Raw genomic sequence first — 15,622 nt, 5'->3', positions numbered from 1 at the left:
GGCTGTGACTTTGGCCGGGCCGGGCGTACTCTCACGGCACCTGACGGCCCGGCCTGAGGAGGCGCGCATGCCTCGTCCCGTCCACTTCGAGATCCACGCGGGTGACCCCGAACGCGCGGTGGCGTTCTACACGGCGGTGTTCGGCTGGAAGTTCGAACGCTGGGGCGACGTCCCCTACTGGATGATCACAACCGGCGAAGGCGACGGAATCGACGGCGGCCTGCTCCCCCGCCAGGGTCCGGCGCCCGAGGCATCAGCTCCGGTTCACGGTTTTGTCAACACGATCGATGTGGCGAACTTGGACGAGGCGCTGGGTGAGGTGAACCGCGCCGGCGGGACGCTGGCGCTGCCGAAGAACCCGGTGCCGGGTGTGGGGTGGCTGGCTTATTGCAAGGACACCGAGGGGAATGTTTTCGGGATGCTGCAGCCGGATGAGAACGCTCCTGCTCCGGAGTGAGTCGTCTCCTGGAGCTCGATCGGGCTGTGGGGGTCCGGGTTAGTCGGGGACCGGCTGTGGGAGGTCCTTCATCCCGATGCCCGATTGTGACTACGGCCGGTGGTACCGCGTCAAGGCGGGAAAGCGTGCCTTGACCCGGTTCCACCGGCCGTGTCGGGGCTTCGGATCGGGATGCAGGGTGGGGTGTGGCTGGCGGTCCTGACCCGCGCGGCGCCGAGCCGGCTCGACGCTGACCTTCTCGGCGGTGCCTCGCTTCCCCTGCCTGCCCCGGACCCGGCCGCCCCCTCTTCCCGGGCCCGGCCCGGCGGCAGACCGTTCCCGGCCCCGGCCGCGCCCCGCCCGGCCCGGCGACCCGGCCGCTACTTGATTCCGGCCGCGTCCATGCCCCTCAGCTCCTTCTTCAGGTCCGAGATCTCGTCCCGCAGCCGCGCTGCGAGCTCGAACTGGAGGTCGCGCGCCGCCTGCATCATCTGGTCGGTCATCTGCTGGATCAGGTCGGCCAGCTGGGCTCGCGGCATGGCCGAGACGTTCTTGTCGACCAGCATTCCGGAGCTGCGCACCCGGTCGCCCTGCTCGGGCTTCTTGCCGCGCGAGGAGTTGCGGCCCGAACCGCCCACCGAGACCTGCTCGGTGTCCTCGGCCTCGCTGTACACCCGGTCGAGGATGTCCGCGATCTTCTTCCGCAGCGGCTGCGGGTCGACGCCCCGCTCCTTGTTGTAGGCGACCTGCTTCTCGCGGCGGCGGTCCGTCTCGTCGATCGCGTGCTGCATCGAATCGGTGATCTTGTCCGCGTACATGTGGACCTCGCCCGACACGTTCCGCGCCGCGCGGCCGATCGTCTGGATCAGCGACGTCCCGCTCCGGAGGAAGCCCTCCTTGTCCGCGTCGAGGATCGCCACCAGCGACACCTCCGGCAAGTCGAGGCCCTCACGCAGCAGGTTGATGCCGACCAGCACGTCGAAGTCGCCCGCCCGCAGCTGCCGCAGCAGCTCGACCCGCCGCAGCGTGTCGACCTCCGAGTGCAGGTAGCGCACCCGGATGCCGAGCTCCAGCAGGTAGTCCGTCAGGTCCTCGGACATCTTCTTCGTCAACGTGGTGACCAGGACCCGCTCGTCCTTGTCCGCGCGCTCGCGGATCTCGTGGACGAGGTCGTCGATCTGGCCCTCGGTCGGCTTCACGACCACCTTCGGGTCGACCAGGCCGGTCGGCCGGATCACCTGCTCGACGAACTCGCCGCCCGCCTGGCCCATCTCGTACGGTCCCGGCGTTGCGGACAGGTAGACGGTCTGGCCGATCCGGTCGGAGAACTCCTCCCAGGTCAGCGGCCGGTTGTCCACCGCGCTCGGCAGCCGGAAGCCGTACTCGACGAGGTTCCGCTTCCGGGACATGTCGCCTTCGTACATGCCGCCGATCTGCGGGACCGTCTGGTGCGACTCGTCGATCACCAGCAGGAAGTCCTCCGGGAAGTAGTCGATCAACGTCGCCGGCGCCGTGCCCGGGCCGCGGCCGTCGATGTGGCGCGAGTAGTTCTCGATGCCGGAGCAGAACCCGACCTGGCGCATCATTTCGATGTCGTAGGCCGTGCGCATCCGCAGGCGCTGCGCCTCCAGCAGCTTGCCCTGCCGCTCCAGTTCGGCGAGCCTGTCCTCGAGCTCCTTCTCGATGCCCTGGATCGCCTTTTCCATCCGCTCCGGACCGGCGACGTAGTGCGTCGCCGGGAAGATCCGGACCTCGTCGACCTCCTTGACGATGTCCCCGGTCAGCGGGTGCAGGTAGTACAGCTTTTCGACCTCGTCGCCGAAGAACTCGACCCGGATCGCGAGCTCCTCGTACGCCGGGATGATCTCGACCGTGTCGCCGCGGGCCCGGAAGGTGCCGCGCGCGAAGGCGATGTCGTTGCGCGTGTACTGGACGTCGACCAGCGCGCGCAGGAACACGTCACGGTCCAGCTGCATGCCGACCGCGAGCTTCGACGACCGGTCGAGGTACGACTGCGGCGTGCCCAGGCCGTAGATGCAGGAGACACTGGCGACCACGATGACGTCCCGCCGCGACAGCAGGTTCATCGTCGCCGAGTGCCGCAGCCGCTCGACGTCGTCGTTGATCGACGAGTCCTTCTCGATGTAGGTGTCCGTCTGCGCGATGTACGCCTCGGGCTGGTAGTAGTCGTAGTAGCTGACGAAGTACTCGACGGCGTTGTTCGGGAACAGCTCGCGCAGCTCGTTGGCCAGCTGCGCCGCCAGGGTCTTGTTGGGCGCCATGACCAGCGTCGGCCGCTGGACGCGCTCGATCAGCCAAGCCGTGGTCGCCGACTTGCCGGTGCCGGTGGCGCCGAGGAGCACGATGTCCTTTTCGCCGGCGTTGACCCGGCGTTCGAGCTCGTCGATGGCCGCCGGCTGGTCACCGGCGGGCTGGTAGTCACTGATCACCTCGAAGCGGCCGCCGGTCCGCGGGATCTCCGAGACGGGCCGGAAGTCGGACTGGGCGAGCACGGGGTGTTCGGTTGCGAAAGCCACGTGGACCAGAGTAGGCCGACCCACCGACAATTTCCGTCGGCCCTGGTCAGCGTGGGCGGAGCACCGTGACCGAGGTGACATCGGCACCGTCCGGCTCTGCCGGATCAGCAACTGCAGTCACAACAGGAACAGCAGTCACAGCAGCCGTCACAGGGACAGTCGCAGCCGTCGCACGTGCTCACCGGTTTCCCGCTCCACGGCCCGGGGTAGGGATCGCGGCAGCAGAACTGGCAGGTGCAGCACATGTAGGGCGTGAGGGCGCAGCCGAGGAAGAGGTTGCGCTTCTTCGGCGGGACGGCGAACTTGGGGTACCAGAGGCCGCCGCCCTTGCCGTCGAGGGGGCCGGAGCCGCCTGGGCCTTGGGGATCGCCTGGGTCTTGGGGACCACCGGGGCCGCCGGGTCCTCCTGGACCGCCAGGGCCACCGGGACCGCCCGGGCTTCCCGGACCACCGCCTCCGGGACCTCTTGGGCCGCCGGGTCCACGGCCACCCGGCCCACCGGGACCTCCCGGACCACCCGGGCCACCCGGCCCGCCGGGACCGCGGCCGCCGGGCCCACCCGGACCGGGAGCGCCCGGCGGCACCTGGTGCGGGTGCTGCTGCGGCGCCGGTCCCGGCCCGATCCACCCCGGCGGCACCTGGTGCGGGTGCTGCTGCGGCGCGGGCCCCGGCCCGATCCACCCCGGCGGCGGCTGGTGCCCGGCCAGACCGCCCGGCGACCGGTCACCGTGCCCGGCCGGCGAGCCGTGCCCCAGCACCGCGCCGGAGCCCGCCGGCGAGGCCGGCCCGCCGGCTCCCGGCCCCGACCCGTACCCCGCCGGGCAACCGTGCCCGAAGGCCCGCCGCACCGCTTGGCGCAGCTCGTGGACCAGCAACGCGTGCACCAACGCCGGCTCGGCGAACTCCGCTTCGCGCAACGCCAGCTCCACCCCCAGCACCGCGTCGTCGCACAGGCGGCGGGCCGCCGGCAGACCCGTTCCCGTGGCCGCCAGCGGGTTCCAGGCCCCCGCCGCCGCGTCGGCCGCGTGGTCCTCGACCGCGTCCAGCAGGTGCGCCACCCGGCCGAACAGGCGGCCCGCCTCGGCCAGAGGAGCCGCGTTGCCCGGCCGTCCGGCCAGCTCCGCCGTCCGGGCGAAGGCCGCCGCCGTGGCCAGCTCGGCCGGCTCCGTCGCGAGGAGCACCGAATCGCCGGGACGCACCGAACGCTCCAGCGCACCCTGCCGCTCGACCGCCTCGGTGAGCACCGCCGTGTCGAACCCGACGCGGCCGCCGGTGCGGCTGCCCTGCGTCGCCCACCGGGCCGCGACCCGGCGCGCGGCCGCCGCCACCGGGCGCCTCCCGAAGGCGCCGTCGCGGTCCTCGACGTGGTCGCCGACCTTCGCCGCGGCCAGCACCAAGGACACCGCAGCGGCCAGCCGGGCGCCTTCGCCGCGCGCCACCGACGCCGTCCGCATGCCCCGCAGCGGACACGGGCCCGCGTCGCGGCGCAAGTCGCCGCGCGGTGCCTGCGCCTCGACGAGCACCGAGATGATCAGCCCGTCGTAGTTCGTGACGACGCGGGCGAACTGCCCGTGCTCGTCGCGCAGCGTGAGGCACAGCCCGCACAGGTGCGCGAGCCAGTCCGCGTGCAGCCCCTCGGACAGCCGGTGCCGGCACGGCCGGATGATCCCGAACATTTCCTGCTCCCCCACTCACGGTCGGCGCACCTTAGCCCGAACGCGTGACGGCCGTGACGGAAGTGCGCGAATCGTCACCGGCCCGGCAGGATGACCGGCATGGCCCCACTGCACCCCCCGAAGATCGAAGTCTTCGACCCCGCCGCGCGCGTGAACATCGACCCGAAGGGCATCCACCGGGAGGTCGAGGAGTTCCGCGAGGAGCCGTTCGGCCTGTACCTCGCCCGCCCGACGCCGGGCCGCGCGCAGTTCCACTACCTCGAGTCGTGGCTGGTGCCCCGGCTCGGCCTCCGCTTCACCGACTTCTGGTTCTCCCCCGGCCACGAACGCGACCAGGACTTCTACCTCGACGTCGTCCGCGTCCGCCGCGACGGCCCGCGCTGGATCGCCACCGACCTCTACGTCGACATCGTGCTCAAGGACAAGCTCTCCCTCCGCGTGATCGACACCGACGAGCTCCTCGAAGCCCACGCCGCCGGTCTCGTCACCGCCGAAGACGCGCAGTACGCGCTCGAGACCACCTACGCCGCGGTGGAAGGACTGGCCGCGCACGGCTACGACCTCACCGCCTGGCTGGCCACCCTGGACATCACGCTGACCTGGCGCCGCCGCCCCTAGGGGTCGCCCATCCGCCGATCGGTTGATGCAGGTCCGAGCCGTCCTGACGATCCGCCGAGGGGCCTCCCCGCGCGATTCTTGATCCGTCCACAACGGATCCGGGAAAAGGGGACGGCGCCATGCCGGTCATCGAAGTCGAGCACCTCCACAAGCGGTACGGGGACAAGGTCGCGGTCGACGACGTGTCGTTCAGCGTCGAACGCGGTGAGATCTTCGGGATCCTGGGCCCGAACGGCGCGGGCAAGACCACGACCGTCGAGTGCCTGGAGGGCCTCCGCACGCCCGACGGCGGTGAGCTTTCGGTGCTGGGGCTCGACCCGCGCCACGACCGAGCCGAACTGCGCCAGCGCGTCGGCGTCCAGCTCCAGGAGAGCCGGCTGCAGGACAAGCTGCGGGTCGGCGAGCTGCTCGGCCTCTACGCCGCGTTCTACCGGACGCCGGCCGACCCGGACCGGCTGCTCGCCACGCTGGGCCTGAGCGAGCACCGGAACACCGCCTACAAGAAGCTCTCCGGCGGGCAGCAGCAGCGGCTGTCCATCGCGCTCGCGCTGGTCGGGAGCCCGGAGGTGGCGGTGCTCGACGAGCTCACCACCGGCCTCGACCCGCAGGCCCGCCGCGACACGTGGGACCTCATCGAGACGGTGCGCGCGCAGGGCGTGACGATCCTGCTCGTCACGCACTTCATGGCCGAGGCCGAACGGCTCTGCGACCGGATCGCGGTGATCGACGCCGGCCGCGTCGTCGCCGTCGACACCCCCGCCGGCCTCGTCGCCCGGGTCACCGACGAGCAGGTCGTGCGGTTCCGGCCGTCGGCACCCCTGGACCCCGGCCGGCTCCAGGCGCTGCCGGAGGTCCGGAAGGCCGAGTGGCACGCCGACCGCCTCGTGGTCAGCGGCCGCGGGAACGTGCTCCACGCGGTGACGTCGCTGCTCGCCCGCCTCGGCGTGATCGCCGAGGACCTGCGCGTGGAGCAGGCCAGCCTCGACGACGCCTTCGTCGCACTCACCGGCCACCGGCCGGAATGAAGGGGGAAACCATGTCCGTCCTGACCAAGCTGACCGCCGCCGAAGCCAAGGTGTTCCTGCGGGACCCGGGCGCGCCGGCCATCGTCGTCGGCATCCCGCTCGCGCTGCTGCTCGTGTTCGGGCTGCTGCCCGGGGTGAACGAGCCGAACCCCGAGTACGGCGGGCACAGCGTGCTGGCCACCGTCATCGCGCCGATGGCCATCACGATCCTGCTGGCCATGCTGGCGCTGACGCTGTTCCCGACCGCGATGGGCACCTACCGCGAAAAAGGCCTGCTGAAGCGGCTTTCCGCGAGTCCGGTGTCGCCGGGCCTGCTGCTCGCCGCGCAGCTGCTGGTGAACCTGGCCGCCGCCGTCGTCGTGGTCGTGCTGATCGCCGGGGTCGGCGGGCTCCTGCTCGGCATTCCGTTGCCGGGCAACCCGGGCGGCTTCCTGCTGTCGATCGTGCTCGGGGCGGTGGCGCTGTTCTCCGTCGGCCTGCTGGTGGCGGCCCTGGCGCCGACCGGCCGCGCGGCCAGCGGCATCGGGAGCGCGCTGTTCTTCCCGATGCTGGCGCTCGGCGGGGTCTGGGTGCCGAAGGAGAACCTGCCGGTCTTCCTGCAGCACGTCGCCGACGCCCTGCCGCTGGGAGCCACGCTCAACGCGCTGCGCGCCACCTGGGCCGGCGACGCCCCGGAGCTGCTGCAGCTCGGCGCGATGGCCGTGTTCGCCGTCGTCTGCACGACCATCGCGGCGCGGGTGTTCCGGTGGGAGTGACGACCGCGCCCGCCCCGGTCCGGCTCGCCCCGGTCGCCGTGCGGCCGGTGGCGATCGTGACGGCGCTGATGGCGATCCCGTTGCTGCTGACGGCGAACCGCTACGGCTACGCCGGCGACGAGCTGTACTTCCTGGCCGCCGGCCGGCACCTCGCCTGGGGATACGTCGATCAACCGCCGCTGCTGCCGCTGCTGGCGAAGGCGATGGACTCCCTCGGGCACTCGCCGTTCGTGCTGCGGATCCCGGCGATGCTGGCCGTGCTCGCCGGAATCGCGCTCACCGCGCTGATCGCCCGCGAGCTGGGCGGCGGTGTGAAGGCCCAGACGCTCGCCGCCGCCACCTTCGGCGTGTCGGCCGAGCTCCTGGCGGGCGGGCACTACCTCGCGACGTCCACAGTGGACCCTTTCCTGTGGACCCTGGTGCTGTGGCTGCTGGTCCGCTGGCTGCGCACCCGGGCCGGCAGCCTGCTCGTCTGGGCCGGCGTGGTGACGGCGATCGCGCTCTACACGAAGTTCCTCATCGGCGGCTTCTGGCTCGCCGCCGGAGTCGCGGTCCTCGCGTGCGGACCACGGGAACTGCTGCGCCGGCCCGGGTTGTGGCTCGGCGCGGCGATCGCCGCGGTGGCGCTGGTGCCGACGCTGATCTGGCAGGCCACGCACGGCTGGCCGCAGCTGGGCATGGGCGCGGCGATCTCGGCGGAGGTCGGCGGCGCCTGGGGTGGCCGGGCGACGTTCGTGCCGGGGGCGTTGTTCGTCGCCGGGCTGCCGGTCGGCGTCGTCTTGCTCTGCTACGGCCTGTGGCGGCTCCTGCGCAGCCGCGAACTGCGCTTCCTCGGCTGGACGACCGTGCTGCTCACCGTCGTGTTCATCGCGGTGAACGGCCGGTTCTACTACCTCGCCGGGATGTACCCGGTGTGCTGGGCGGCGGCCGCCGTCGCGCTCGAACGCGGGGAGCCGGCGCGCTGGTGGCGGTGGATCGCGACCTGGCCGTGGTACGCGCTGTCCGCGTTGCTCGTCCTGCCCGTCGCGCTGCCGATCTGGCCGCGGGCGTGGCTGGCCGAGCACCCGTCGCTGCCGTCCCCGCTGCTGGCCTACAGCGAGATCGGTTCGCCGGAGGCCGCCCGCTCGGTGGCCGGCGCGTTCGCCCGGCTGCCCGAGCGGGACCGGACCGCGGTGGTCACCGAGACCTACTGGGAAGCGAGCGCGCTCGACCGGTACGGCCGCGACCTCGGCCTGCCCGAGCCGGCCAGCGGGAACCGCGGCTACGCGACGCTGGTCGTCCCGCCCGAGAGTGCCACGGACGTCCTGTTCGCCGGCGCAGATCCGCGGCCGCTGCTCGGGCACTTCGCCGCCGTCCGGCCGATCGGCGCGGTGGACACCGGTGCCGCGAAGCCGAGCTATTTCGACGGCGTGCCGCTGTGGCTGGCGACCGGCCGCGCCGAACCGTGGTCCGCGTTGTGGCCCAAGCTGGTGAACACGCGTGCGTGACCATCCGTCCGGTGCCCCACGTAGGGTGCGGGAAAGACCGGCGCCGACCACGGACAGGGGCAGGATGGACGCCGTAGGCACGGCCACCGCGCTGCCGCGCACCGCGGGCCGCTGCTTCGGGAGCGCGAGCGACTTCGGGCCCGTCCGGCGGGAGCTCGAGGACGTGAGCGCGTGAACCTCGGGGTCGCCTGGGACCGGCCGATGTGGCCGCCGGAGTCGGCGCGGACCGCGGCCGGCTGGCAGCCGTGGCTGTACCGCGTCGAACGCTTCCTGCCCGGCGTGCTCCTGGCCGTCGCGTTCGCCATCAACCTCGGCGTCGGCGGCCACGACGGCCACTGGTGGGCCGTCACCGGCGCCCTGGTCGCCGGGACCGTGCTCTGGGTGCTCGGCACGGTGGTCTTCGCGCCGGCGCGGCTACGCGATCGGCCCCTCTTCGCCCTGCTCACGTTCCTCGGCATCCTCGCGCTGGGCAGCGCCCTCCAAGTCCGCGACGTCACCTACGTCATCTTCATGATCTACGCGTTCCTGTCCGCCATGCGGCTGCGGCCCACGTGGCTGGCCTTCACCGCGCTGGGCGTGACGTCGCTGCTGATCAACACCCTCGGCAACGGCGGTCCGGTGCACGCCCTGCGGGAGCGGCCGGGCGTCTGGATCACGATCATCGTCGTGCAGACCGCGGCCATCGGGGGCGGCGGGCTGCTGTCGGCGGCGGTCGCCCGGCAGAACGAAGAGCGCCGGCGCATGCTCGACGAGCTGGCCGCGGCCCAGGCGGAGAACGAAGGCCTGCAGCGGCAACTGCTCAGCCAGGCCCGCGAGGCCGGGGTGCTCGACGAGCGGCAGCGGCTGGCGCAGGAGATCCACGACACCCTGGCGCAGGGCTTCACCGGCATCATCACGCAGCTCGAAGCCGCCGCGCTGGCCAAGGACGAGCCGGCGCAGTGGCAGCGGCACCTGGACTCCGCGACCGCGCTGGCGCGGGAAAACCTCACCGCCGCCCGCCGTTCGGTGCGGGCACTGCACCCCGAGCACCTGGACTCCGCGACGCTGCCGGAGGCGCTCGCCGGCGTCGCGGCGCGGTGGAGCGCGCGGACCGGGGTGCCCGCCGCGGTGACCGCCACCGGCGTCCCGCGGCCGCTGCACCCCGAGATCGAGTCGACCATCCTGCGCGTCACCCAGGAAGCATTGTCCAATGTGGACAAGCACGCCGCGGCCGGCCGGGTCGGCCTCACCCTGTCCTACATGGACGACGAGGTGACCCTCGACGTCCGCGACGACGGCGTGGGGTTCGTCCCCGCACCCGGCCCGGGGTTCGGGCTGCCCGGGATGCGGCGCCGCGTCCAGCGGCTCGCCGGCACGCTGCACGTCGAGTCCGAACCCGGTGGCGGCACCGCGATCTCGGCCGCCCTGCCCGCCGTCCCGTCCCCGCCGGAGGCCTCCGCATGACGATCACCGTGCTCATCGCCGACGACCACCCGGTGGTGCGCGACGGCCTGCGCGGCATCTTCACCGGTCGCGGCTTCGAGGTCGTCGGCGAAGCCGCGAACGGCGCCGAAGCCGTCTCGCTGACCGAGCGGCTGCGCCCCGACGTCGTGCTGATGGACCTGCGGATGCCGGGCACCGACGGCGTCGCGGCGATCACCGAGCTGGCCCGGCTGGGCAACCCCGCGCGCGTGCTGGTGCTCACTACGTACGACACGGACTCCGACGTCCTGCCCGCGGTCGAGGCGGGCGCGACGGGTTACCTGCTCAAGGACGCTCCGCGCGAGGACCTGTTCCGCGCGGTCGAGGCCGCCGCCCGCGGCGAGGCGGTGCTCTCCCCCGCCGTCGCGAGCCGGCTGCTGGGCCGGATGCGCGAGCCCGTCCGGGAACCGCTGTCCCAGCGCGAACTTGAGGTGCTCACCCTGGTCGCGCGCGGGTCGACGAACAAGGAAGCGGCGAAGAAGCTGTTCATCAGCGAGGCGACGGTCAAGACCCACCTCGTCCACGTCTACGCGAAACTCGGCGTCAACGACCGCGCGGCCGCGGTGGCCGTGGCCTTCGAACGGGGGCTGCTGGGTTCCTAGGGCGTCCAGCCGCCGGTCGCGGCCCACTTCTCCGCGCGGGCGAAGACGCCGTTGACCCACTCCTGCTTCTCGTCGGCGTAGGCCTCGACCGTGCCGTCGGCGGCGTGCGCCCCGGCCAGCCGCAGCTTCACGTCGCGGTAGTCGTCGCGCTCGCCGGGGTTCGCGCGCAGGAAGTCGCGGAAGAGCAGCGCGAGCCGCCACGCCGGCGTCTCCGCCGATCGGACGTGCAGGTTCACCGCGCGCTTCGGGTCGGCGCCGACGTGCAGGCGTTTGGGCCACGTCCCGGCGCCGTCCTGGGCGTCGTCGTACCAGTCGCCGGCCAGCCGGGGGAATCCGGCGTCGGCCAGCAGTTCCCCCAGCGTGTCCGCGTCGGCCGAGGTGGGCACCGTCAGCTGCAGGTCGAGGACGTCCTTGGCGGGCAGGCCGGGCACGGCCGTCGACCCGATGTGGTCGGCGCGGACGCCCAGCTCCCCCGCCGCCGCGCGGACCCGGGCCAGCACCCGCTCGGCCTGCGCCGGCCAGGTGAGGTCGTACTCCGCGATCTTCGGCGACACCGGCGGCCGCGGACGGCGCAGCCGGACGTTCGCCTCGAACGGCACCAGCCGGTCCGCCCACAGCGCGTCCACCTCGGCCAGCACGGCGTCTTCGGCGCCGCCGTTGTCCAGCCAGACGTCCGCGACGGCGCGGCGCTGCTCGGTGCTCGCCTGCGCCCGCATCCGCGCCCGCGCGTCCTCTTCGGCCATCCCGCGCGCCGACACCAGCCGCCGCACCCGCACCTCGACCGGCGCGTCCACGACGACCACCAGGTGGTAGGCCGTCGCGAGCCCGTTCTCGACCAGCAGGGGGATGTCGTGGACGATGATCGCGTCCGGGTTCGCGGCCGCCATCAGCTCGCCCGTGCGGGCGCCGACCAGCGGGTGCACGATCGCGTTGAGCCGGCGCCGCGAGTCGTCGTCGGCGAACGCCTTCGCGGCGAGCACCGGCCGGTCGAGCGAACCGTCGGCGGCCAGGATCCCGGCGCCGAACTCCGCCACCAGCCGGGCGAGCCCCTCGGTCCCGGGTTCGACCACCTCGCGGGCGATCCGGTCGGAGTCCACCAGCACCGCGCCGTGCTCGGCGAGCCGGTTCGCCACGGTCGACTTCCCGGCCCCGATCCCACCCGTCAACCCCACACGCAACATGCCGATCACCCTAGTCAAGCGGTGGTCGCACCCTCGGTGGACACGTCCGGTGAACCCTGCGCCATTTGTGTGACAGGTGGGAAAATGTCGTAACACTGCGCTGATCCGGTCGACTTCACCGGCAAGTGCGCCGCCTGGCGCGCGATCGAGGGGGGTTCGCGAGGAGGACCAGAACCGGCAGAACGGCCGCCGTCCTGCTGTGCGCCGCCGGGCTCGCTTTGGCCGGGCCCGAAGCCGCCGCCCGGCCCGCACCGGCGGCGGGCGCAGCGGAACCGCCGGTGCGCTGCCTGGCCGGCGTCCGCCGGGTGCAGACCACGAGCCGGGCCACGCCGTCGCAGCGGCTGTACGCGGTGCAGAACGCGTGGATCCCGTTCACCACTTCGGGCTCCGCCCCATGCCTCAAGAACGGAGGATTCACAAGGCGATCGTGACGCGTGACTCAACCGATATCCGGACACGCCGTGTTGCTTACCCACGCCGACCCGCGCGGATGCGTACGGTGCCCGCGTCGGAGTCGCCCCACGCGGAGGAACGATGGCGGGAAGCAAGCACGTCGGGAGGCACCGGCTCGGTACGCCGGGGCTGGTGCACTGCGTTCTCCATCACCCGGTGGCCGACGCCTTGGCCGATTACCGGCGGACCTGGCTCAGCACGCTGCTGGTGCCGGCCAAGCACAGCTTCGCCGGCCTCCGCCGCAAGGCCCGCGCCGCCGCGCTCGAACGCATCTGGGTCCCGGCCGTCACCCCGCGCGGACCGGTCGCCGTGACCGTGCGCGCCGCCTGAGCGACGCCGGTCAGCGGCCGGTTTCGCGCGTCTCGATCGCGATCTCCGACGACAGCGTGCGGTGCACCGGGCACTTGTCGGCGATCAGCATGAGCTTGGCGCGCTGGTCGTCGTCGAGGTCGCCCTCGAGTTCGATCTCGCGCGTGATCCGGCTGAGCATGCCGCGCTCGGTTTCGCACCGTTCGCAGTCTTCGGCGTGGATGCGGTCGTGCCGCAGCCGGACGGTCGCCCGGGTCAGCGGGATGCCCTTGCGGTCGGCGTACATCCGCAACGTGATCGCTGTGCACGAACCCAGCGAGGCGAGCAGCAGCTCGTACGGGTTCGGGCCGGCGTCGGCGCCGCCGACCGCGACCGGCTCGTCGACGAGCAGCGTGTGGGTCGCCGTGGTGACCCGCTGCGTGTAGGTGCCGTCGCCACTCGCGGTGACGACGACGGTGCCGGGTTCGGGGTGGTCCATCCGCTCGCAGTCCTCTCGATCACGCCCGCGGAACGGGATACCGGCGATCCGGACATCCGGCGCATTCCCAAGACGCGGCGGATATCGTATCTTCTGCTGCGGGTGGGTCACCCGGACGCCGCCTGCGCCCGGCTGCCGCAAAGGGGGTGCGCCGTGGCTACCAGGCACTTGCCGATGCGCCCGGCCGACCAGGGTGGCCGCGAGCGCTACCTCGACGCGGCGCTGTCGGTGCTCGTGGACCGAGGTGTCCCGGGGCTGACCGTGCGCGGGGTGGCCGAGGCGGCCGGCGCGTCGACGCTCTCGGTGTACGCCCGCTTCGGCGGCCGCGCGGGCCTGCTCGACGCCCTGTACGAACGCACTTTCGACTCGCTGCGGGAGCTGCTGGAAGGCCTGCCGCCGTCGAGCGAGGACGGCGTCGCCGATCTGCTGCACCTCGGGCTGGAGTACCGGCGCTTCGCCCGCGACAGCCCGACCCGCTACGCGTTGATGTTCGAGCGCCCGGTCCCCGATTTCGACCCCGATCCGGCGCTGCGCTCGGCGGTGCTGCGGACGACGTTCACCTTGTTCATCGCCCGCGTCCAGCGGGTCTGCCCGCCCGGCGCGGACGCCCGGTCGGCGGCCTACCGGCTGTGGACGGCCATGCACGGCCTCGTCGGCGCGGAGCTGATGATGGCTTCGCGGCGGCCGTTGCCGGACTGGTTCATCCCGCCCACCGACGAAGCCAACGAGGAGATGTACCGCCAAGGCGTCACCGCCATGATCACCGGCCTCGGCCTGCGCAACCGCTGACGCGGAAACGACGGAAAACGCCAGCACCCCCGGTCCGCTGGACCGGGGGTGCTGGCGTTCAGCTCGGAGAGCTAGTGCTCACGCACCGCCGGAGAGCTTCTCGCGGAGCGCCGCGAGCTGCTCGTCGGAGGCGAGGGTGCCACCGCTGCTCTTCGTGTCGGTCGCGGTCGAGCCCGAGGTGTAGCTTTCCGCGCCACCCTCGATGCCGGTCGCCGCGTCGGCCGCCGCTTCTGCGTCCTGCTCGACGGCCTTCACGACCTGCTTCATGTGGGCCTCGTAACGAGTGTGCGCCTCGGCGTACTGGCGCTCCCACTCCTCACGCTGCTTGTCGAAGCCTTCCTGCCACTCCTGGGTGTCCGGGTCGAAGCCTTCGGGGTAGATGTAGTTGCCCTCGGCGTCGTACTCGGCGGCCATGCCGTACTGGGTCGGGTCGAACTCGGTGTCCGGCGTGACACCCTCGTTCGCCTGCTTCAGCGACAGCGAGATGCGACGGCGCTCGAGGTCGATGTCGATGACCTTGACCATGACGTCGCCGTTGACCTGGACGACCTGCTCCGGGATCTCCACGTGGCGCTCGGCCAGCTCGGAGATGTGGACCAGACCCTCGATGCCCTCTTCGACGCGGACGAACGCACCGAACGGAACCAGCTTGGTGACCTTGCCCGGCACGATCTGGCCGATCGCGTGGGTGCGGGCGAACTGGCGCCACGGGTCTTCCTGGGTCGCCTTCAGCGACAGCGAGACGCGCTCGCGGTCCATGTCGACGTCCAGGACCTCGACCGTGACCTCCTGGCCGACCTCGACGACCTCGGACGGGTGGTCGATGTGCTTCCAGGACAGCTCGGAGACGTGCACCAGGCCGTCGACGCCACCCAGGTCCACGAAGGCACCGAAGTTGACGATGGACGACACGACGCCCTTGCGGACCTGGCCCTTGGCGAGCGCGTTGAGGAACTCGCTGCGCACCTCGGACTGGGTCTGCTCGAGGTAGGCGCGGCGGGACAGGACCACGTTGTTGCGGTTCTTGTCCAGCTCGATGATCTTCGCCTCGAGCTCGCGGCCGACGTACGGCTGCAGGTCGCGCACGCGGCGCATCTCGACCAGGGACGCGGGGAGGAAGCCGCGCAGGCCGATGTCCAGGATGAGGCCGCCCTTGACGACCTCGATGACGGTGCCCTTGACGGGCTCGTCCTTCTCCTTGAGCTCCTCGATCGTGCCCCAGGCGCGCTCGTACTGCGCGCGCTTCTTGGACAGGATCAGACGGCCTTCCTTGTCCTCCTTCTGGAGAACGAGGGCTTCGACCTCATCGCCGACGGTGACAACCTCAGCCGGGTCGACATCGTGCTTGATGGACAGCTCACGCGAGGGGATGACACCCTCGGTCTTGTAGCCGATGTCGAGCAGGACCTCGTCGCGGTCGACCTTGACGATCGTGCCTTCGACGATGTCGCCATCGTTGAAGTACTTGATCGTCTTGTCGATAGCCGCGAGGAAATCTTCCTCCGACCCGATGTCGTTGATGGCGACCTGCGGGGCCGCGTTCGGGGCGGTCGGGGCGGTGGCGGTGTCGATGGTCATTAGGCGGGTTGCTCCGGTGGATGGGAATCGAGGGTTGGCAGTTGTCGGCGCGATGGGGCGGCATGCGGCGACCCTGCAAGCAAACGTCCACCAGTGAACGACCGCGGCATGACCCCGCATACGGTGCGCGACCCGAGTCCCAACCAGAAGCTGAGCGGAAGGCAGCGCGAACCCACTGCGCTAACACTTATCCTACGCGGCAGCCGCTAGGCGGCACAATCAGGGTCCCCCTGGCTC

14 protein-coding genes are annotated in these 15,622 nt (G+C 71.9%); 9 read left to right on the top strand and 5 right to left on the bottom strand.

Annotation, left to right across the window (positions count from 1 at the left end):
* Positions 1-67 precede the first annotated feature (67 nt).
* A complete protein-coding gene (locus tag Q5425_RS17945; protein ID WP_308673386.1) occupies positions 68-457 on the top strand; it encodes a VOC family protein in 390 nt (129 codons plus the stop codon).
* 359 nt (positions 458-816) lie between these two features.
* Here the strand turns inward: Q5425_RS17945 and uvrB are convergent, their stop codons facing one another.
* A complete protein-coding gene (uvrB, locus tag Q5425_RS17940) occupies positions 817-2,973 on the bottom strand; it encodes an excinuclease ABC subunit UvrB (protein WP_308673385.1) in 2,157 nt (718 codons plus the stop codon).
* A gap of 104 nt (positions 2,974-3,077) precedes the next feature.
* Complete coding sequence (locus Q5425_RS17935; protein WP_308673384.1) at positions 3,078-4,649, bottom strand: DUF5685 family protein; 1,572 nt, start codon at positions 4,647-4,649, stop codon at positions 3,078-3,080.
* A gap of 99 nt (positions 4,650-4,748) precedes the next feature.
* On the opposite strand from Q5425_RS17935, the gene Q5425_RS17930 reads away from it, so the two are divergent.
* The 6 genes from Q5425_RS17930 to Q5425_RS17905 all read left to right on the top strand — a co-directional run bounded on the left by Q5425_RS17930 (position 4,749) and on the right by Q5425_RS17905 (position 10,597).
* Positions 4,749-5,267, top strand: coding sequence for a DUF402 domain-containing protein (locus Q5425_RS17930; protein ID WP_308673383.1), 519 nt, complete (start codon positions 4,749-4,751; stop codon positions 5,265-5,267).
* 119 nt (positions 5,268-5,386) lie between these two features.
* Positions 5,387-6,292 carry an ABC transporter ATP-binding protein gene (locus tag Q5425_RS17925; RefSeq protein WP_308673382.1) on the top strand — a complete coding sequence of 302 codons (906 nt, stop codon included), beginning with the start codon at positions 5,387-5,389 and terminating at the stop codon, positions 6,290-6,292.
* 11 nt (positions 6,293-6,303) lie between these two features.
* Positions 6,304-7,047, top strand: coding sequence for an ABC transporter permease (locus Q5425_RS17920; protein ID WP_308673381.1), 744 nt, complete (start codon positions 6,304-6,306; stop codon positions 7,045-7,047).
* Positions 7,048-7,115: 68 nt separating this feature from the next.
* The gene (locus tag Q5425_RS17915) at positions 7,116-8,534 is read left to right on the top strand and encodes a glycosyltransferase family 39 protein (protein ID WP_308673472.1); all 1,419 of its coding nucleotides are present in this window, start codon (positions 7,116-7,118) and stop codon (positions 8,532-8,534) included.
* A gap of 171 nt (positions 8,535-8,705) precedes the next feature.
* Positions 8,706-9,977, top strand: coding sequence for a sensor histidine kinase (locus Q5425_RS17910; RefSeq protein ID WP_308673380.1), 1,272 nt, complete (start codon positions 8,706-8,708; stop codon positions 9,975-9,977).
* On the top strand, positions 9,974-10,597 hold the full coding sequence (locus tag Q5425_RS17905; protein WP_308673379.1) for a response regulator transcription factor: 624 nt from the start codon (positions 9,974-9,976) through the stop codon (positions 10,595-10,597). The genes Q5425_RS17910 and Q5425_RS17905 overlap by 4 nt, the downstream gene beginning before the upstream one ends.
* On the opposite strand, the gene coaE is transcribed toward Q5425_RS17905, so the two are convergent.
* On the bottom strand, positions 10,594-11,778 hold the full coding sequence (coaE, locus tag Q5425_RS17900) for a dephospho-CoA kinase (protein ID WP_308673378.1): 1,185 nt from the start codon (positions 11,776-11,778) through the stop codon (positions 10,594-10,596). The two genes, Q5425_RS17905 and coaE, sit on opposite strands and share 4 nt — an antisense overlap.
* A gap of 534 nt (positions 11,779-12,312) precedes the next feature.
* Here coaE and Q5425_RS17895 point away from each other — a divergent pair.
* The gene (locus Q5425_RS17895) at positions 12,313-12,561 is read left to right on the top strand and encodes a hypothetical protein (RefSeq protein ID WP_308673377.1); all 249 of its coding nucleotides are present in this window, start codon (positions 12,313-12,315) and stop codon (positions 12,559-12,561) included.
* Between the two features lie 10 nt (positions 12,562-12,571).
* Here Q5425_RS17895 and Q5425_RS17890 read toward each other — a convergent pair whose 3' ends face one another.
* Entirely contained in the window at positions 12,572-13,018 is a 447-nt protein-coding gene (locus Q5425_RS17890) for an OsmC family protein (protein ID WP_308673376.1), read from the bottom strand.
* Between the two features lie 174 nt (positions 13,019-13,192).
* Between Q5425_RS17890 and Q5425_RS17885 the strand changes: the two genes are divergently transcribed.
* Positions 13,193-13,807 (top strand): TetR/AcrR family transcriptional regulator, encoded by a 615-nt coding sequence (locus Q5425_RS17885; protein ID WP_308673471.1) that lies wholly within the window; start codon positions 13,193-13,195, stop codon positions 13,805-13,807.
* A 78-nt stretch (positions 13,808-13,885) separates the two neighbouring features.
* Here Q5425_RS17885 and rpsA read toward each other — a convergent pair whose 3' ends face one another.
* Positions 13,886-15,385, bottom strand: a complete 1,500-nt coding sequence (gene rpsA, locus Q5425_RS17880; protein ID WP_093952570.1) for a 30S ribosomal protein S1 — start codon at positions 15,383-15,385, stop codon at positions 13,886-13,888.
* Between the last annotated feature and the right edge of the window lie 237 nt (positions 15,386-15,622).

Source organism: Amycolatopsis sp. A133 (genome assembly GCF_031082405.1).
GTDB lineage: Bacteria > Actinomycetota > Actinomycetes > Mycobacteriales > Pseudonocardiaceae > Amycolatopsis.
Note: the sequence above shows the minus strand (reverse complement) of the source record. Positions and strands in the feature narration are given on the sequence as shown.